This is a genomic window from Stieleria bergensis, assembly GCA_007745635.1.
GTDB lineage: Bacteria > Planctomycetota > Planctomycetia > Pirellulales > Pirellulaceae > Stieleria > Stieleria bergensis.
Genome location: CP036272.1, coordinates 5230013 through 5247548, shown reverse-complemented (window position 1 = coordinate 5247548; position 17536 = coordinate 5230013). Strand labels below are relative to the sequence as shown.

Annotated in this window: 17 protein-coding genes; 15 read left to right on the top strand and 2 right to left on the bottom strand. The window is 57.3% G+C overall.

From position 1 onward, the window contains the following. The first annotated feature begins 232 nt into the window (after positions 1 to 232). The 15 genes from SV7mr_RS18395 to hypE all read left to right on the top strand — a co-directional run bounded on the left by SV7mr_RS18395 (position 233) and on the right by hypE (position 13426). Positions 233 to 1546: a saccharopine dehydrogenase family protein gene (locus tag SV7mr_RS18395; RefSeq protein WP_145275484.1), complete on the top strand. Its 1314-nt coding sequence runs from the start codon at positions 233 to 235 to the stop codon at positions 1544 to 1546. Next, on the top strand, positions 1543 to 1755 hold the full coding sequence (locus SV7mr_RS18390; RefSeq protein WP_145275481.1) for a hypothetical protein: 213 nt from the start codon (positions 1543 to 1545) through the stop codon (positions 1753 to 1755). The genes SV7mr_RS18395 and SV7mr_RS18390 overlap by 4 nt, the downstream gene beginning before the upstream one ends. 328 nt (positions 1756 to 2083) lie before the next feature. After that, entirely contained in the window at positions 2084 to 2410 is a 327-nt protein-coding gene (locus tag SV7mr_RS18385; RefSeq protein ID WP_145275479.1) for a ketopantoate reductase family protein, read from the top strand. Between the two features lie 3 nt (positions 2411 to 2413). Further along, complete coding sequence (locus SV7mr_RS18380; protein WP_145275477.1) at positions 2414 to 3061, top strand: ketopantoate reductase family protein; 648 nt, start codon at positions 2414 to 2416, stop codon at positions 3059 to 3061. Positions 3062 to 3228: 167 nt separating this feature from the next. After that, positions 3229 to 4146: a universal stress protein gene (locus tag SV7mr_RS18375; protein ID WP_145275475.1), complete on the top strand. Its 918-nt coding sequence runs from the start codon at positions 3229 to 3231 to the stop codon at positions 4144 to 4146. Beyond that, positions 4106 to 4972, top strand: coding sequence for an FAD/NAD(P)-binding protein (locus tag SV7mr_RS18370; protein ID WP_419187585.1), 867 nt, complete (start codon positions 4106 to 4108; stop codon positions 4970 to 4972). Before SV7mr_RS18375 ends, SV7mr_RS18370 begins: the two co-directional genes overlap by 41 nt. Then, positions 4969 to 5748, top strand: coding sequence for an NADH-quinone oxidoreductase subunit B family protein (locus SV7mr_RS18365; RefSeq protein WP_145275473.1), 780 nt, complete (start codon positions 4969 to 4971; stop codon positions 5746 to 5748). Before SV7mr_RS18370 ends, SV7mr_RS18365 begins: the two co-directional genes overlap by 4 nt. Beyond that, positions 5745 to 7040: a Ni/Fe hydrogenase subunit alpha gene (locus SV7mr_RS18360; protein WP_145275471.1), complete on the top strand. Its 1296-nt coding sequence runs from the start codon at positions 5745 to 5747 to the stop codon at positions 7038 to 7040. The genes SV7mr_RS18365 and SV7mr_RS18360 overlap by 4 nt, the downstream gene beginning before the upstream one ends. Then, a complete protein-coding gene (locus SV7mr_RS18355) occupies positions 7037 to 7741 on the top strand; it encodes a hypothetical protein (RefSeq protein ID WP_145275469.1) in 705 nt (234 codons plus the stop codon). Before SV7mr_RS18360 ends, SV7mr_RS18355 begins: the two co-directional genes overlap by 4 nt. After that, the gene (locus SV7mr_RS18350) at positions 7719 to 8126 is read left to right on the top strand and encodes a hydrogenase maturation nickel metallochaperone HypA/HybF (protein WP_419187584.1); all 408 of its coding nucleotides are present in this window, start codon (positions 7719 to 7721) and stop codon (positions 8124 to 8126) included. Before SV7mr_RS18355 ends, SV7mr_RS18350 begins: the two co-directional genes overlap by 23 nt. Further along, entirely contained in the window at positions 8116 to 8793 is a 678-nt protein-coding gene (hypB, locus tag SV7mr_RS18345; RefSeq protein ID WP_145275465.1) for a hydrogenase nickel incorporation protein HypB, read from the top strand. Before SV7mr_RS18350 ends, hypB begins: the two co-directional genes overlap by 11 nt. Before the next feature lie 41 nt (positions 8794 to 8834). Beyond that, positions 8835 to 11042, top strand: coding sequence for a carbamoyltransferase HypF (hypF, locus tag SV7mr_RS18340; RefSeq protein ID WP_419187583.1), 2208 nt, complete (start codon positions 8835 to 8837; stop codon positions 11040 to 11042). Continuing rightward, positions 11033 to 11287 carry a HypC/HybG/HupF family hydrogenase formation chaperone gene (locus SV7mr_RS18335; RefSeq protein ID WP_145275461.1) on the top strand — a complete coding sequence of 85 codons (255 nt, stop codon included), beginning with the start codon at positions 11033 to 11035 and terminating at the stop codon, positions 11285 to 11287. Before hypF ends, SV7mr_RS18335 begins: the two co-directional genes overlap by 10 nt. Next, positions 11274 to 12377: a hydrogenase formation protein HypD gene (hypD, locus tag SV7mr_RS18330; RefSeq protein WP_145275459.1), complete on the top strand. Its 1104-nt coding sequence runs from the start codon at positions 11274 to 11276 to the stop codon at positions 12375 to 12377. Before SV7mr_RS18335 ends, hypD begins: the two co-directional genes overlap by 14 nt. A gap of 20 nt (positions 12378 to 12397) precedes the next feature. Further along, positions 12398 to 13426 carry a hydrogenase expression/formation protein HypE gene (hypE, locus tag SV7mr_RS18325; RefSeq protein ID WP_419187582.1) on the top strand — a complete coding sequence of 343 codons (1029 nt, stop codon included), beginning with the start codon at positions 12398 to 12400 and terminating at the stop codon, positions 13424 to 13426. A gap of 120 nt (positions 13427 to 13546) precedes the next feature. On the opposite strand, the gene SV7mr_RS18320 is transcribed toward hypE, so the two are convergent. After that, a complete protein-coding gene (locus SV7mr_RS18320; protein WP_145275455.1) occupies positions 13547 to 15922 on the bottom strand; it encodes an endonuclease/exonuclease/phosphatase family protein in 2376 nt (791 codons plus the stop codon). Next, entirely contained in the window at positions 15919 to 17451 is a 1533-nt protein-coding gene (locus SV7mr_RS18315; protein WP_145275453.1) for a hypothetical protein, read from the bottom strand. Before SV7mr_RS18315 ends, SV7mr_RS18320 begins: the two co-directional genes overlap by 4 nt. Between the last annotated feature and the right edge of the window lie 85 nt (positions 17452 to 17536).

Below are 17536 nucleotides of genomic sequence, written 5' to 3'. Positions count from 1 at the left end.
CACCAGGCGGCTCGCGCCGCACCGCTAACAAGGAAGTTGTTTGCGAACAACTCCTAGCCGCCGGAGCATGGAACTGTTTCTCGGCGTTTTCGTTCGACGATGCCTCGTTCTCTGGCAATCGATGCACTCTGCGTGCCGAAGCATGTTGACGCATGGAAAAGTTGGTACGGGTATTGCTGCAAGCTGCTACACGGGTTGTCTGCCCATCCGCTGAAAAACCAAGGCTGAGGAAATGACGAAGAAACCTGACTTCGACATCGTGCTATGGGGAGGCTCGAGTTTTGTCGGCAAGCTCGTCGCAGAGCACTTGCATCAAACGTATGGCGTCGACGGTTCGATTCGTTGGGCGATCGGTGGACGGAACGAGCGCAAGTTGAACGACACACGCGATTGGTTGGGGACTGGTGCCGCCGAGCTTCCCATCGTGGTTGGCGATGCCCACGATCGTGAATTTCTTGACTCGATGGTCCAGAGCACGAAAGTCGTGTTGTCGACGGTCGGTCCCTACGCACGTTATGGCAAAGAACTTGTTGCGGTCTGTGCCGCGAGCGGAACCGACTACTGCGACTTAACGGGCGAAATACCGTTCATTCAGGAAATGATGAATCGACACGCCGCCGAAGCAGATGCATCCGGGGCCAGGATCCTCCACTGTTGCGGCGTAGACTCGCTGCCTTCCGATCTGGGCGTCTGGACTCTGAATCAGGTTGCGGAAAGGCAATTCGGATGCGGGATTGCGGATGTCACGAATGAAGTGAAGTCGTTCAACGGGCGATTCAGTGGCGGCACCATCGCAAGTCTCGGCGGTACGCTGGAGGATGCGTCGCGGGACGAAAAGGTGGCGGCCGTTCTGGACAACCCGTACGCCATCTGCCCGCCGAAACGACGCAGCGGCGTTGCCCAACCGGATATCGCTGCCGTTCAGCGTTCTGAATCTGGTGCGTGGCTCGGGCCATTCTTCATGGCGATCGTCAACACACGAGTCGTGCATGCCACGAATGCGCAACTGAACTATCCGTACGGAACCAATTTCACCTACGGCGAAGGCATGCACGTCGGCGGCAAGCTAGCTGCCAACGTTTTGGGTTTGGCCTCTCGCATGTTCTATTGGGCCTACGGATTCCGGCCCACACGCGCATTGCTGAACGCAACCATCTTGCCCAATCCTGGCACCGGACCGTCCAAGAAATCACGTGAAGAAGGCGATTTCGAGTTTCACTTCATCGCTCGAACTCGATCCGGTGACCGATTGGCTCTCGTGGTTAGCGGCGAACGGGATCCCGGCTATGGCGCTTCGAGTCGCATGATTGGAGAAGTGGCGGTTTGTTTGGCGTGCGACCTGCCGAAGAGTGCCTGCCCCGGCGGCTTTTGGACGCCGGCCGCGGCAATCGCAGAGAAGATCATTCCGCGGTTGATCGAGAACGCCGGGATCAAGTTTGAACTGCTGAACGAAGCGGGCGAACGATGTCCGGTTGGATCCCTTTTGTTCGGCAGCGATCGAACGAACGCCAACGAGAATCCAAGTCCAGCAGCGGCAGTGCAATGATTCACGCGTATCGTTCGATCGCAAGAGAGGACGCTGGAATGCGGATGAAGCTGGTGCTTGGAATCTACTTCGTTATTGGGGCAGTCGACCTCGCGTTGGGGGCGACCTATTTCTTCTCAATGCAGTTCACGTCCTATCACGCTGAGGCAGTGGGCGCATCGTGGCACGAACTGGATGCAGGAATTCGGACGCTGATCTGGCACTTCTAAAACTTGCTGGCGGTGGTTGGTTTGCCTTGGGCGTGATCACGATCGTTCTTGCATGGATCGGATATAGAGCACGCAGCGCTTTCACAAGATTCACTTTGCCAGCGGTTGCATTGCTTTCTTGGTCAGCGAGTTTGACCGCAACCTGGGGCGTGTACCAAGCAACGGGTGCGTCAACGCCTTGGATCCCGTCATTGGCCATGATCGGACTTGCGATACTCGCCTTCGCTTTCGATGCGCATTGGATTTCGCTCTTTCGCCACGCTCCGATTGAATCAACTGGCGACGAAAGTGTTTTCGCATCAGCACGTCAACCGGCGAGGAAGCAACGATGAAGATTCTTGTCTATGGTGCTGGGAATATTGGTTCCCTCTATGCGGTGAAGCTGAAAGACGCGGGTAATGATGTCAGCATTCTCGCGAGAGGTCAGCGTCTGAGTGAAATCCGTGAGCAAGGGATTGTGCTCGAGAGTTTCCGCACACGCAAAACAACCTCGACGCGTGTGACCGCTGTCGAACAACTCGGTCCGGACGATGCTTACGATCTCGTGTTGGTGATCCTACCGAAACGCAGCGTCAGCGAAGTCTTGCCGATCCTCGCGGCGAATCGCCACACGCCGAGCGTCATGTTTTTTGGAAACAACGCGGCTGGCCCTTGAGAGATGATCGAAGCTCTTGAGCGAAAACGGGTTCTGCTTGGCTTTCCCGGTGCGGCTAGCGTGCCGCACGAGGAAGCGATCAGGTACGTCATCCTCGATCGACGCGAGCAGCCAACGACGATTGGTGAACTTGATGGTTCCCAATCAACACGCATCCAAGAGTTCGCAAGCGCTTTGCAGTCGGCAGGATTTCCGACGTCGATTTGCTCAAACATGGATGCGTGGCTCAAGACTCATGCAGCGGAGATCGTTCCAACGGCGGCCGTTTTCTACATGGCAGAGTGTGACATCGGCCAATTGCAGAAAAACAAAGAGGCCCTTGCGTTGATGGTGCAAGCAATCCGGGAAGGACATCGCGTTCTCTCGGCGATCGGCGTTCCCATCACTCCATCGAGTCACAGATTGTTCACTTGGATTCCCAAGCCCCTGCTGGTGCTGGCAATCCGCCGGAAGCTCCAAAGCAGCGAGTGGAAGATCAAGATCGGACATGCCGCTGCTGCACAAGACGAAATGGATGCAATCGCAGATGACCTGCATGACCTCGCACAGCGGGCATCCATCATTACACCAGCCTTCGACCAACTACGACTCTTTCTCGCCCAGGCAGATCAGCGACCACGAGTTCGATCGATCGCTGTCATCGATGCTTGACGCGGATCATCTTGGTAGCGGGATTGCGCCCCAGTGTCTCACCCCCTCCGCGGTAACTTCTTCATCCGTGCATACTCGCACACAATTCTTGAGAAACAGCGACGGCACAAGACCTGCGGATTCATTCATCTTCAATCTATTCCACTCGATCTCGAGGAAAACTGGCGATGAGAGTTCTACTGGCAACGGACGGTTCTGGAACCGCGATAGCGGCGACCAAGACTGTTGAACAATTGGCCGAGCACAATCCGATCGACGTGACGGTAGTGACCGTGTCATACGATCCCCAGCGGTATCAGTTTCAGCCGTGGGTGCCCGAGTGGACCGAACAGGAGAACGCTCGTACAGCGAAGATCCTGGCCGACGCCAAGCGGACCCTCGATCGAACGTGCCAATCCGTTTCGATCAAGCATGTCTCCGGCGCAGTCGTGCCAGCCATCCTTGACGAAGCCACGAAGTCGAGGGCTGATCTAATCGTCATCGGTGCAAAAGGTCATTCAGCGATCGGACGATTGCTGTTGGGCAGCGTTTCGGACAGCGTCGCGTCAAAGGCAGATTGCTCGGTCTTGGTCGTTCGCCCCAATGACACGCTTGGTTTTGATCGCGTCGTTGTCGGCTATGACAAGTCCGTCGCCTCACGCGAAGCCGTCGCGGAACTGATGGAGATGAAACTCAGCGACGAAATGCACTTTGATGTCGTCAGTGTCGCCGAACAGCCGTATGTCTATGTCGGCGAAGGTTTTGCGGAACCGCCGATCGCTCTTAGCCCCGCACAGATTCGACCGATCGAAGAAACCTGCGAGCGAATGGCTAGCCAAATCGCTGAACATTTTCATCGCACCCGATCGCACACTCCGATTGCAGCACACGTGGGCGACGCAATCGTGCAGCAAGCCGAATCCGCCGGGGCCGATTTGATCTTGGTCGGCGACACCGGTCACGGAATGTTGGATGAACTGTTCCTAGGCAGCACATCCAAATACGTACTCCGTCACGCTCCTTGCAGCGTTTGGATCTCTCGCCATCACACGAAAACAACAGGCGATGCGAAAGAAGAATCGGGTCATGCTGTTGCAGCGAACTGAACCGTGGGCGGTGACGGCAGCTCGAATCGCCGACATCCATGATGAGACGCCGGGTGTGAAGACGTATCAGCTTGAATTGTCCGATGCGGACGATCGCTCGACGTACGAAGCTAGGGCAGGGCAGTTCAACATGTTGTATCTGCCCGGCGTCGGCGAGTCCGCGATATCGCTCAGTCATCTGACTCAGCCTGGCGAACCGATCGTCCACACCGTTCGCGCTGTCGGCAACGTGACGCAGACCCTCGCGCGGCTATCGGTGGGAGACTCACTGGGTGTCCGCGGACCGTTCGGTTCATACTGGCCGATCGACTCAGTTCGCGGGAAGGATTTGATCTTGGTCGCCGGAGGGATCGGGTTGGCTCCGCTTCGGCCTGTGATTGACTTTATCCGATCGAACCGCGGGGTCTTTGGCAGAGTATGCCTGCTGATGGGAGCCCGCACTCCGGCTGATTTGCTATACCAAGACGAGTATCAGGCATGGCGATCGGATGACATTGACGTGCAAACGACCGTGGATCGGGCACAGTCGGATTGGCAGGGTCACGTCGGCGTCGTCACGTTGTTGGTCAACCGCGTTGGCATCGTTCGTTCGGATCGGACGATGCTGTTTTGTTGCGGTCCGGAGGTGATGATGACGTACGCGATCCGCGCGGTTCGTGAACGAGGCATTCCCCGAACCAGTCTTTGGTTGTCGCTGGAACGAAACATGAATTGCGCGATGGGTCATTGCGGTCATTGCCAGTTGGGACCGCATTTTGTTTGCAAGGACGGTCCGGTGTTGCGATACGATCAAGTCAACCGATTGATGAGGGTCGATTCGCTATGAACAAGAAACGTCTCGGTGTGTTCAAGTTTGCGTCCTGCGACGGTTGCCAGTTGTCGTTGCTGTCGTGTGAGGATGAACTGATTGAACTGGCCGGCATGATCGAGATCGTCCACTTTCTGGAAGCCAGCAGCCGCGTCGATCCGGGGCCGTTCGATGTTGCGTTGATCGAAGGTTCGATCACGACAGAGAAAGATGCTCAGCGAATTCGTGAGATTCGTCACCAATCAAAGACTCTGGTGACGATTGGAGCATGTGCGACCGCCGGCGGGATCCAAGCCCTTCGCAATTGGGCCGATCACGAAGAATTCATCGCTTCGGTCTATGCCCACCCCGAGTATATCGAGACCCTGTCCACCAGTACCCCGATCGCCGATCACGTCGCTGTCGATTTTGAACTGCGAGGTTGCCCGATTGATCGGCATCAGTTGCTGGAAGTGCTTGCGGCACTGATCGCCGATCGCAGCCCACGAACGCCGCGACACAGTGTGTGCATCGAATGCAAGCGACGCGGGACCGTCTGCCTTGTCGTGACGCAAGGTTTGCCGTGTCTTGGGCCCGTGACGCAGGCCGGCTGCGGTGCGATTTGCCCGGCCTACGATCGGCCGTGCTACGGGTGTTTCGGTCCGGCTGCGCAGGCAAACTGTCCGGCGCTGTCGACGCATCACCTCGCGGGAGCGACGACCGAAACGCAAATGGTCCACGCACTACGCAACATGAACGCCGCCGCGAACGTGTTTCAGATTGAGAGCGATCGTCTTGAATCGGGGTCGACATGAGCGACAACCGCAAGATCACCGTCAATGCATTGACGCGAGTCGAAGGCGAAGGAGCTTTGCACGTTCGCGTGAGCGGTGACCAGATCGAAAGCGTGAAGCTGACGATCTACGAACCGCCGCGGTTTTTTGAATCGTTTCTGCGGGGGCGTGCGATCGAAGAGGTCCCCGATATCACGGCAAGGATTTGCGGAATCTGTCCCGTCGCGTACCAGATGACGTCTGTTCACGCGATTGAGAATGCCTTGGATGTCGAAATCTCGTCGGGCGTGCGAGCGCTTCGTCGATTGTTGTATTGCGCGGAATGGATTGAAAGCCACGTGCTACACATCGTCATGCTGAACGCACCGGACTTCTTTGATTGTCATAGCGGCATCGAACTGGCTGAAAAGTTTCCCGACCGCGTCAACGACGGGCTGCGGATCAAGAAGATTGGTAACCGTGTGCTGGAAGTCCTCGGTGGACGTGCCATTCATCCGGTCAATGTACGTGTCGGTGGCTTTTATCGATTGCCATCACGCGACGAGCTGACCGAGTTGCTATCGGATCTCCGCTGGGCGCTCGATGCGGCGATCGACCTGGCTCGCTGGGTCGCGACGTTCGACTTCCCCGAACTCAACATCCACTGCGAACTGGTTGCGTTGCAGAACGACGATGAGTACCCGATGAACGAAGGCGCGATCGCCTCGACAATTCACTCGCCAATTTCGGTGGAAGAGTACGAGCAACATTTCGGCGAACAACACGCCCCACACAGCACGGCACTTCAATCTAAACGGCGCGATAGCGCCGCACCGTATTTCTTGGGACCGCTGGCGAGGCTGGAGTTGAATCAAGAGCAGCTTTTTCCAGCGGCACGAAAGCTAGCGGAGGAAATCTGCCCGCCGATTCCGCTGCGCAACCGTTTTCATTCGATCATCGCCCGCAGCATCGAAGTTGTTCACGCGTTGGAGGAAGCGATCGGAATCATCGAAGCCTATCAGCCACCGCCAGAGCCGTTTCGCCCTTATCAACATCGGGAAAGCGAAGGATGTGCGGCGACCGAAGCCCCCCGAGGAATGATCTACCACCACTATCGGATCAACGACGACGGAACCGTGGCGTCATCCAAAATCGTTCCGCCGACCTCGCAAAACCAACTGCAGATCGAATCCGACTTGCGAGACTATTTGCCACGGTTGCTCGACCAGCCAGACGACATTGTGGCGGCGGAATGCGAAAAACTGATTCGCAACTACGACCCGTGCATCAGTTGCTCGACCCATTTTCTGACGTTGGAAATGGAGCGGACATGAACGACGTTCCTAAACGCATCGCGATCATCGGAATCGGCAGCCCGCACGGCGACGATCAGTTCGGTTGGGCGGTCGCTGACTGCCTGAGCCGTCGCTTTGGTTCACCCGCAAGGGGCAACGCCTCGGACGATTGCCTAGCCCAGCCCGCAGGGCTGGGAATCGACAGGCTCGAATACGCCGAAGGGCCAAAGGCCCGGTCGTTTGTTGGCAATATGCCTCCCAACAAACGGTTGGACCGTTGGCCCGACGGGGATGGGGGGACGACCGACGACCCAGCCCTTCAGGCTGGGCTAGGCAAACCGATGGGCCGTTGGCCCGCAGGTGAAATTTGCATTTTCAAGTGCAACAACCCCATCGACGTCATCCCGATGCTCGACGACTTCGATCGTGTTGCTAGTGTCGATGCCGGGGTTGGCCTGCCCACGGAGACACCGTTTCGGCGACTGAACTACGCGGATGCCGTTGACCGCCAGTGGATGGCGAGTCGTCCCGTTCGGGGAACGCATGATTTTGGGCTGCACCAAACGCTGCAGCTCGCACAAACGTTGGGGAAACGGATCGACCATGTGGAGATTTGGGTGGGCAATGCGATTGCGTTTGATCCGATGTCAAAGATGACACAACAATCCGCGGCGGCAGTTCGCCCCTGCGTTGACGCAATCGCGGAGGAGTGGTGCCGTGCACGAACGATCGCTGGTTAGGGGTCTGTTGAGACAGGTCGACCAGATTGCGGCGGAGCATGATGAAGCCGACGTCGCCGAAGTGACCGTCGAGGTCGGCCCGCTCTCGGGCGTCGAGGTAGATCTTGTGAAGATTGCGTTTGAGGAGCAGTGCGGCGTAGTGGATCTTGCTAAAGATCCAGAGGGCGAGGGATCTTTAGCAAGATCCACTACGGCAAGTACAAGGCTAGAGGTTCTCGAGGTGCCGTTGATCGTTCGCTGCACGCAGTGTCATGCCGAGAGTGATTTGTCCGATTTCGTTTTTCGCTGCGTGTCCTGTGGGTCGGGAGAAGTGCAAGTCATCAGCGGTGATGAGTTTCGCTTGATCTCGCTGACGCTTGCCGAAGGAGCTAATCATGCCCGCTGAAACCATTGCAATCGATCGTGACATTCAAGCTGAAAAAAGGGCGGCAGCCGAGGGACTGCGTCGTCAATTCACTGAGCGGGGAACGTTCGTTGTCAATTTGGTTTCGTCACCGGGTTCTGGCAAAACCAGTTTGCTCGAAGCGACTTGCCGACGATGGCGTGACCGCTGGAACGTCGCCGTGCTGGTCGGCGATTTGGCCACGGACCGCGATGCCGAGCGGCTTCGTCCCTACGTGGCCGTCGAGCAACTGACGACTGGCGGTGCCTGTCATTTGGAACTCTCATTGGTTGAAAAGGGACTCGCGAAACTGCCACAAGTACCAAGGGACTTCTTGTTCATCGAGAACATTGGCAACTTGGTTTGTCCCGCGTCGCATGATCTGGCCGAGCACCTTCGTGTGGTCTGCATTAGCACGACGGAAGGTGATGACAAACCCGGCAAGTACCCGAAGATGTTTCGCACCAGCGAGGTCATGGTCATCACCAAGACCGACCTGTTGCCACACGTGCCGTTCGACGTTGCCAACGTGACCGAGGATGCTCGGCTAATCCGCGAGGACATGCAAGTGATCGAGACGTCGGCGATCAATGACATCGGCATCGACGCTTGGTGTGACCTGCTGGAACAACGTCGCGATGCAATGCTGGCGGAGGCGTCCGAGTCATGACTCTGGCGATTGCACCAACGAAAACATCGGTTCGGATATTGATGCGAGGTCTGGTTCAGGGCCAAGGGGTTCGGCCAACGATCGCGTGTCTTGCGACGCAGCAATGTCTCGCCGGAACGGTTTGTAACTCGTCAAACGGTGTTGAGATTTCGGCTAATGGTTCGGCGATCGAATTGGATCGTTTCCAAGACAAATTAAGGCAGACATTCCCGAACATTGAATTCAGTAGTGAGCCAGCGGAACACGCCGAAATTGGCGATTTCCGCATCATCGACAGTCATGGAAGCGACCGACTGCACACAGCGGTTCCGCTTGATACGGTCACGTGTCCCGACTGCATCGAGGAAGCACGGTCGATTTCGGATCGTCGTTTCGGCTACCCCTTCATCACCTGTGCGAAGTGTGGGCCACGGTATTCGATCTTGCAAAACATGCCGTTTGATCGCGGTGCAACGACGATGGATCGGTTTCCGATGTGTCCGCGATGTGAAGCGGAATATCGCGACCCACTCGATCGTCGTTTTCATGCCCAAACGATTTGCTGTCCGGATTGCGGGCCACGGTGCTGGGTCGATGATCGCCGCGGCAACCAAATTGCAATGATGGAGGATTCGATCGAACGACTCGCGCAGTGGATTACGGCGGGTAAGATTGTAGCCATGAAAGGGCTGGGTGGCTATCAGTTGGTATGCGATGCGACTAACGATGAAGCCGTCCAAAAGCTGCGTACGCGAAAAGCTCGCCCCAGCAAACCGCTGCCAGTTATGGTCAGCGATGTGGACGCGGCAAGACGTTTTGCCCACGTCAGTGAAACGGAACAATCCGCCCTGCAAAGTCCGGCGGGGCCGATCGTCTTGCTGCGAGCGTTTGGGGACAGACACTTGTCGTCGTTACTCTCGCCTCATCTCAACACGGTCGGCTTGATGCTGCCCACATCAATGCTGCATTTGATGTTGGTCGATCGAGTTGGGCGTCCACTGGTTGTCACCAGCGGCAATTCACACGGATCACCGATTATCTATCAAAACGAAGTGGCCCAGCAGGAACTGGCATCCATTGCGGACGTGTTCCTGCATCACGACCGTGACATCACGCACCCGATCGACGACAGCGTGGTTCAGTGCATCGGCGACCGCGTCATGACCATCCGAGCCGCTCGTGGGATTGCACCCATGACGTTCGCGATGCCAACTGGAAGCCCGGCCATCGCAACGGGTGGTCACCAGAAAGTGGCGGTTGCGATCCGAACCAGCGACGCGCTGGTGCTGGGGCCGCACATCGGCGACATGAATCACGAATCAAGCCGCTTGCGGTTCATGGAGAACGTTTCTTCGCTGAGCTCGTTGCATCAGGTCGATCCTTCGTGTGCGGTCCACGACCGACACCCTGACTACTTCACCACTGACTGGGCGGAGCAAAGCTTTGATAGACGCAGTAACGTGCAGCATCACCACGCCCATGTTGCCGCTGCCATGCTGGAACATGATCTACTTGAAGACACTGTCCTTGGGATTTCATTCGATGGAACTGGCTACGGCGACGACGGCACCATTTGGGGTGGCGAAGTGTTGCTGGCGGACACTTCAAAATGTCGCCGGGTTGCGCAGCTACGTTCTTTCAATCTGCCAAGTGGTGAAACTGCGATTCGGCAACCGTGGCGGATCGCCAAGTCACTTTGTTCGCAGGTTGGCCAGCCAGTCGACAACATCATGCGATACGCGATCGAGCACGGCCCGACCACTTCCAGCATGGGACGCTTGTTCGATGGCGTGGCCGCGTTGGTTTTGGGCATAGAATCGGTCGATGACGAAGGCGAAGCCGCGATGCGACTCGAAGCGGTTTGCGAACCTGAAGAAGCTTCGGCTTATCGGTTTGGAATTCCCCATCCAACACACATTGCAGGGGATGAGGGGCTTCCGCCAAGCCACTTCGACTGGCGACCCGCCGTTCGCGACATCCTCGACGACCTCGACCAACTTACACCCGGCCGCATCGCGATGAAGTTTCACCGTGCCGTTGCCAACTTGGTCTGCGATCAGTCCGCTCAAAACCTTGAGATCCCCTGCGTCCTGTGCGGTGGCGTCTTCCAAAATCGGGTGCTATTGGAGCTCATTCAAAATGAAGCTTATCGACGCAGTCTCGACGTTCGCATGCCGGGTCGGATTCCCGTCAGTGATGGCGGACTTGCCTTGGGGCAGCTTGTAGTTTCCGAATCGAGACAGCAACGGAGTCGCCAACCATGTGTTTAGGCATCCCCGGTCAAATCGTGCGCTGGGTCAATCGTGATCTCACCTTCGCCAAAGCCGAGGTCCAGTTCGCCGGCGTTCGTCGCGAAGTCCACATGGCTTGCGTGCCCGACGCGGAGGTTTCTCAGTATGTCATCGTGCATGCGGGGATCGCGATCTGCGTGGTTGATGAAGTGGAAGCGGAAAAGACCTTGGCCGAGTACGAACGGTTGGAAGCTTTGACGGGAGGCACTGATGAAATTCCTTGATGAGTTTCGCGATGTCGAGACGGCCCAACGTTTGATCGACCAGATAGGCAATCGCTGCACGCGCAGTTGGGTTTTGATGGACGTTTGTGGCGGCCAGACGCACGGCCTCGTTCGATCGGGTATCGAACGAGAGCTTGCCGGGACGGTCGAGCTGATTCACGGTCCCGGTTGCCCCGTTTGCGTAACGTCGACACAAAGCATCGACTTCGCGGTCGCACTTTCGCTTCGTCCCAAGACCATCGTCGCCACTTTCGGAGACATGATTCGTGTTCCCGGTGGCGACGGTTCGTTGATGCAGGCTCGCGGTCGTGGCGGAGATCTGCAAATGGTTTACTCACCGATGGACGCTGTCGAGCTGGCGTCGGCAAAGCCCGATCATGAAGTCATCTTTCTTGCCGTCGGATTTGAAACAACGACACCCGCGACGGCACTCGCGGTGATGCAGGCGGATCAGCTTGGCCTTTCCAATTTCTCTATCGTGGCATCGCACGTTCGCGTGCTGCCTGCCATGGAAGCGATCATGGCGATGCCCGATTGCCGCGTCGAAGGTTTCTTGGCGGCCGGGCACGTTTGCAGCATCACGGGTCACGACGTCTACGAGCCATTCGTCCGCCAGCATCAATTGCCTGTGGTGGTGACGGGTTTCGAGCCGCTGGATTTGCTGGAAGGCATCCTTCGCACGGTCACGTTGCTTGAGTCATCGCGACCCGTCGTCGACAACCGCTACGGCCGCGGTGTTCAGAAGCATGGCAACGCGGCAGCTCAGTCGTTGATCGAAACCGTTTACGAAGTCGATGATTGCGATTGGCGAGGCTTCGGGACGATTGCCGATGGCGGCTACCGGCTGAGATCGCGATACGAAGCCTTCGACGCGTCCCGGAAGTTTGAAAGCATGACTACATCTCATCACCACAACGATCGCGGTTGTCACGCCGCGGATGTGTTGTCCGGGCGAATCAAACCCAAGCAGTGCCCGGCTTTCGGAAAGACATGCACGCCAGAATCGCCGTTGGGCGCACCGATGGTTTCCGGCGAAGGAGCGTGCGCGGCCTATTACCGATTTGAACCCATTTCAATCGAGACTCCATGAGTCAGACGACATCATCTTCCATGACATGTCCGACGCCGACGATCAACTCCGGCGAGATCTCGCTGTCGCACGGTGAAGGTGGACGCGTGATGAGGCAACTCATACGCGACCGTATTGCCGCGAAGCTCTCGGACGTGCAAAGCAGCAGCGACGCGGCGTCGCTGGGAACGCTGACCGGTGAGATTGCGATCACGACAGACAGCTTTGTCGTTTCACCGCTGTTCTTTCCCGGCGGCGACATTGGTTCGCTGGCAGTCCATGGGACCGTGAATGACTTGGCGATGGCGGGTGCGAAACCGCTGTTCTTGACGCTGTCGCTGATTCTTGAAGAAGGCCTGCCATTGGGAATGCTCGATCGGATCATCGACAGCATCGCCAACGCAGCGGCGAACTGCGACGTGAAGATCGTTGCCGGTGATACCAAAGTGGTCCCCAAAGGGGCCGCCGATGGGATCTTCATTAACACGACGGGCGTGGGTATTCACGAGACGCCGCATCGCATGTCTGGCACCAGCATCCGATCCGGTGACGTGTTGATCGTGTCCGGTCCGGTTGCTCAGCACGGGTTGGCGGTGCTGGCAGCTCGCGAGTCGATCGCGTTCGACCCGCCACCGGTTTCCGATTCGGCACCACTGCAACGTGTTGCATCTGAGTTGGCCCACTGTCTCGGTCCCGATTTACGAACGATGCGGGACGCGACACGCGGCGGTGTGGCGGCGGTGCTGCACGAATGGGCCGAGGAAACCGGTTTGGCGATGCGGATCGAACAAAGCCGGGTTCCGATGACGGCGGAAAGTGAAGGCGTTTGTGAACTGCTGGGACTTGATCCGTTGATGGTTGCCAATGAAGGGACGTTTGTCGCTTGCGTGGCGACGGATCGAGCCGCGGAAGCCATGGAAATCCTTGCGGCCCATTCCCTCCGCGGGGCACCATCCGTGATCGGCGAGGTAGTCCAAAGACAGATGTCGCCGGTGTTGATCTCGCGCGGCTTGGGTGGTGACCAACCGCTCGACGAACCCATCCACGCGATGCTGCCTCGGATTTGTTGAATACCATCACAAACGGTCGGGCCGTTGGCCCTGCAGATTTCTCGTGTTTCCGTGACCCAGCCCGATGGGCTGGGCTAGGTAAACGTACGGGGATTTGCCCCTGAATTCATACGCATCGTTCTAAGCCTCGATCTCCACGACCAATGGAAGATGGTCCGAGGCGATCTTGGCCAGGTCGCTGGCGATGACTTCAGCGTGAGTCGCGATGACTTCGTCGGATGCGAAGACGTGATCAATTCGCGTCAGCGGTCGATGGCTGAACCACGTTGCGGTCGTTGGCCCGGGAGCAACTTCGTGAAGGTCTTGAAGACACCGGGTGATCGCACGGTGAGCGGGCGCATTCGGCGTTGCATTGAAATCGCCGCATAGAACGACCGGGCCTTTCAAACGAGCTGCAGAGACCCATTGATCGGTCAAAACAAATGCTTGCTGCTTTCGTTCGTTCGGATACAGACTCAAATGGGTATTGATTATCTGAATCGGCCGTCCTTGGACCGTCGTCACTTCGACCCAAATCGCACCGCGACGTTCGCGATAGGGTTTGGTGAAAGGCAACTCGTCGGATCGGATCAACCGCATCGGCAACCGACTGAGGATGGCATCCCCGTAACGTTCTTCTTCTATGTGAAGCGCCGCGTGAAAATGGTGATCCATGCACAATCGTCGTGCGATTTCATGAGCTTGGTCGATGCCGCCTGATCGCGGCCGTCCGACGTCCAGTTCTTGGAGTGCAACCACGTCGACGTCCGCTTGAGCGATCACTCTTGCGATTCGTTTGGGCGACAGCTGTCCGTCCATGCCCAAACACGAATGCACGTTGTAGGTCATCAAACGCAGCGTTCGAGTGGTCCCTGCCTCGGGCGTAACCGAATGACGCGAGACGACATTCTGCTGACCATCTCGAAAACGCATTGCGGTCGCACGTAGATCCTTAGGTCGCAGAAACGACTTTGGACTGTTGACCGGTGCATCACTGGGCAGCAGGGCGAACCCGTGCGTTTCGATTGGTCCTGGCCCGGCGTGGGCTCCCGCTTGGATGGCGAAGCTGACCGGACAACGATCGGGACACCACCCGCTGAGCACCATCTCCCCGGAATCGCGGTGATGCGACACACGCACCAAATCCGTGGAGACTTCGTCGGCAAACGGATGATCGTCGCCGAACAGCTTTGTTGACTCTTGCGGTAGGTTGTACTGTCCGCCCGACGTGATCGCGAGCGCCGATGGGCCGGGCTGGCGAACGATCACCATTGGCACTTGATGTTCATGAACGAGCGACGAAGCGACCTGCAATCGCTGTTGGCATGTCATTGGCGTCTCGCAATAGAGCAAACCCAGCGGACCACAATCGGCGACGCGAACCGTTTGGGAATCGTTGCGATCCGGAAGACTCGTGCCGAACAACTGTGCAACCAGTCCGCCGGCTGAAAGCCACTGGGCTCGGCCGACTCGTTGATTCGACCAACCGTGCTCGTCATCAACCGATAGACGCCGGTGGTTGCCGACCGCTGACTGACAGGCATCTTGAATGCTATTTCCGACGAGAGCTTCGTAGGTCGTTGTGGTCTCTTGACCATGATCCGAGTAAACCCAGACGTCGTAGTCGCGGCGGCCGGATAGGTTGGCGGCGCTGGCAAGTCGTCCAATGCAGCGGTCGATCCCCTTCAACGTCCAGCGAGCGAATCGCGACGAGGGACCGCGTCGGTGAGCGTGTTCGTCATACCCGAGCAAGTTCAAATGAATGATGGGCAGACCACGGGCCGCGTCCATCGACGCGGAAATAATCGTCAATTCGCGAAGGCCAATCGCAACCATCACACGGGAAACGATCATCAGGAGTTCTTGCCAGAGTTCGCGTCCCGTGATGGCTCGCCGCAAGAAATCGAACAGCCCGAGCCAGATTTCGATGAACACCAATCCTGCCGCACGGACAAGGCTGAACCAGTACCCGATGGCAACCACCGCGAGTCGTGATGGGCGGATCGCGCGAAGGATCTGGTCCCAACCGATGCTGGCGGCGCAGAAATGAGATTCATTGGCACCACCGTCGTAGATGTTGCAATAACTACTGCCACCGTGAAGCAATCCAATTTTGCCATCGCTGATACGCTTCTGCACCTTGGCGGCCGCATCGGGCGAGAACATCAGCACAGATTGATTCGTTTCATGATCGACGAATCCGAACGCTGGCACGGCGGTTTTGATTCCGTAAAACAATTCCCCCTGAACCGCGGGCGTGCTCGATGGAAGCCCGGAATAGAACGAATGCAATCGGTACCCTTGCCGATCGAGCAACGATTTCAAAAAAGGCATTCGGCCTTGCTCGATCGCGTTCTCCAATTCTCGCCGCGACAGTCCGTCGATCTGAATCATGATCAGGCCATCGTGGTCACGCTGGACATCCGAGACGGGCAACCCGAGCCAACGAACGGCCAACTCCGACCGGCTGGACCATCGCCGCAGCGCTCGCCAACGTCGACTCCATCGGGCAATCATGATGCGACCGGTCTGATTGAGTCACCGTTGCTGCCCTTTGAGACCAATGCGACTCGATCCTTGACTCGCCCGGCAATGCGCGCGAAAAATCTCTCAACATCCTGCGCCCAATCTTTCTTCAGTAAGACAACGGACAACTCGTCGCGAACCGTCATCCGACGCGGATTCATCAAAATCAAACTGCCGGTCTTGTCACGGTGGTCGTAAACGTCACCACCCAATGCTTTCATGACGTCATCAAACGAAAGCCGACGCGAACCCGGGGCCTTCAACATTCGAGTGGCGAAGGGTTGCGACTTCCAATCGCCGAAAATTCGATTCATCAGTGTCATTGGCAGCGAGGTTCCGCCCCAACGACCATTACATTCGATGAACTGCATTTGCGACGATTCCAAATCCTGTCCGATCAAAACCATGTCAAACGAACAACGCCCCACGTAGCCGAGTCGCTGGTACACGCGAGCGAGTTGCAAACACTGCCGCGTCATTCGGTCGCGTAAGTCCGTTGGCAGATCCGCGGAGCCAAAGCCGGTGAATCGACCTTCGTCGCCTTCGATGCGTTGGATGAACAGGCCTTCCAAAATCGGCATCCTGTCATCGCCCGGTGGAATCCATAACTGAGCCGACGGTGCCGCGATCACGCCGGTTTGCCACGCAGTCACGACAAGCTCGTCACCGTCTTCGTAACGCAACTGAGGCATGCGGTCTCGCAGCATTCGGTCAACGTCCATCAACGACCAGTCACGGATCGTATCCAACGCAAAAACGAGATTGCCTTCACCGCCGGCCGCGTTGGGCAATTTCAACGCAACGCAACACGCTTGTCCTGACAACTTCTGAATCTGATGGGCGGCGTTGGCCGTGTTCCAAACGACGTGACCCGGCGGTGCCGCATGAGGGCCGAACATTCGCTGCACCAACTGCAAAAACTGTCCTTTGTCATTCGCGAATTCGGTCACCCCCGGCGGTGCGCCGATGACCTGCAGCGGTCGGTGGCTGGTTTGATGTAACAGCAATGCCAAACGCCAGACCGCATGAGAACCCATGTGCGGGTGTAGGTATCGCAGTCCGTCTTTCCGAATCGCGTGGACCAATTCACGCCGCGTGCGACGGTCTTTCCAAATCGCTTCGGCCAAATGCACGCCGTCGTTTTGTTCGAGCGTTTCATCGCCACGCGGATGGATTCGGTTCACATGCCCCAAGCCCAATTGCTCACGGCAGTAGTCTTCGTACGTCTCGTCGGCATGCCAAGAGGTTGCCAAATAGTCGCCTTCGCCGGCGCGGACTCGAGCACGTTCTTGGAAAAACGATTGATCGGAATCGTTGACACGTCGAATTTCGCTGAGGTCGTCCAGATGCAGCGAGGGTGCTTCGGACATCTCGGTCGCTTGAAACTCCGCCAACAGTGAATCGAGACCAAATTCCGCATGGCGATCAAGCAGTTCCCTTGCCACTCGGTCTGCGAAGTTCGTCTCGTCATCCGTCAACCGACAGCAGGCGTGATCGACGACGGGGAACCAATCGTTCATGACAAGTTCGACTCCGTTGAAGTTGGGGATCGCATGGACATCGTGCGTGTTTCCAATTGCGAATCAATGGAAACGATCGAGCCAT

Bases quoted from the DNA above. Each gene is read 5' to 3' on its own strand.
- SV7mr_RS18320 (WP_145275455.1), bottom strand. From the start codon at position 15,922: ATGATTGCCCGATGGAGTCGACGTTGGCGAGCGCTGCGGCGATGGTCC.
- SV7mr_RS18380 (WP_145275477.1), top strand. From the start codon at position 2,414: ATGATCGAAGCTCTTGAGCGAAAACGGGTTCTGCTTGGCTTTCCCGGT.
- SV7mr_RS18365 (WP_145275473.1), top strand. From the start codon at position 4,969: ATGAACAAGAAACGTCTCGGTGTGTTCAAGTTTGCGTCCTGCGACGGT.
- hypE (WP_419187582.1), top strand. From the start codon at position 12,398: ATGACATGTCCGACGCCGACGATCAACTCCGGCGAGATCTCGCTGTCG.
- SV7mr_RS18390 (WP_145275481.1), top strand. From the start codon at position 1,543: ATGATTCACGCGTATCGTTCGATCGCAAGAGAGGACGCTGGAATGCGG.
- hypF (WP_419187583.1), top strand. From the start codon at position 8,835: ATGCGAGGTCTGGTTCAGGGCCAAGGGGTTCGGCCAACGATCGCGTGT.
- SV7mr_RS18360 (WP_145275471.1), top strand. From the start codon at position 5,745: ATGAGCGACAACCGCAAGATCACCGTCAATGCATTGACGCGAGTCGAA.
- SV7mr_RS18375 (WP_145275475.1), top strand. From the start codon at position 3,229: ATGAGAGTTCTACTGGCAACGGACGGTTCTGGAACCGCGATAGCGGCG.
- SV7mr_RS18335 (WP_145275461.1), top strand. From the start codon at position 11,033: ATGTGTTTAGGCATCCCCGGTCAAATCGTGCGCTGGGTCAATCGTGAT.
- SV7mr_RS18385 (WP_145275479.1), top strand. From the start codon at position 2,084: ATGAAGATTCTTGTCTATGGTGCTGGGAATATTGGTTCCCTCTATGCG.
- hypD (WP_145275459.1), top strand. From the start codon at position 11,274: ATGAAATTCCTTGATGAGTTTCGCGATGTCGAGACGGCCCAACGTTTG.
- SV7mr_RS18355 (WP_145275469.1), top strand. From the start codon at position 7,037: ATGAACGACGTTCCTAAACGCATCGCGATCATCGGAATCGGCAGCCCG.
- SV7mr_RS18370 (WP_419187585.1), top strand. From the start codon at position 4,106: ATGCGAAAGAAGAATCGGGTCATGCTGTTGCAGCGAACTGAACCGTGG.
- SV7mr_RS18315 (WP_145275453.1), bottom strand. From the start codon at position 17,451: ATGAACGATTGGTTCCCCGTCGTCGATCACGCCTGCTGTCGGTTGACG.
- hypB (WP_145275465.1), top strand. From the start codon at position 8,116: ATGCCCGCTGAAACCATTGCAATCGATCGTGACATTCAAGCTGAAAAA.
- SV7mr_RS18395 (WP_145275484.1), top strand. From the start codon at position 233: ATGACGAAGAAACCTGACTTCGACATCGTGCTATGGGGAGGCTCGAGT.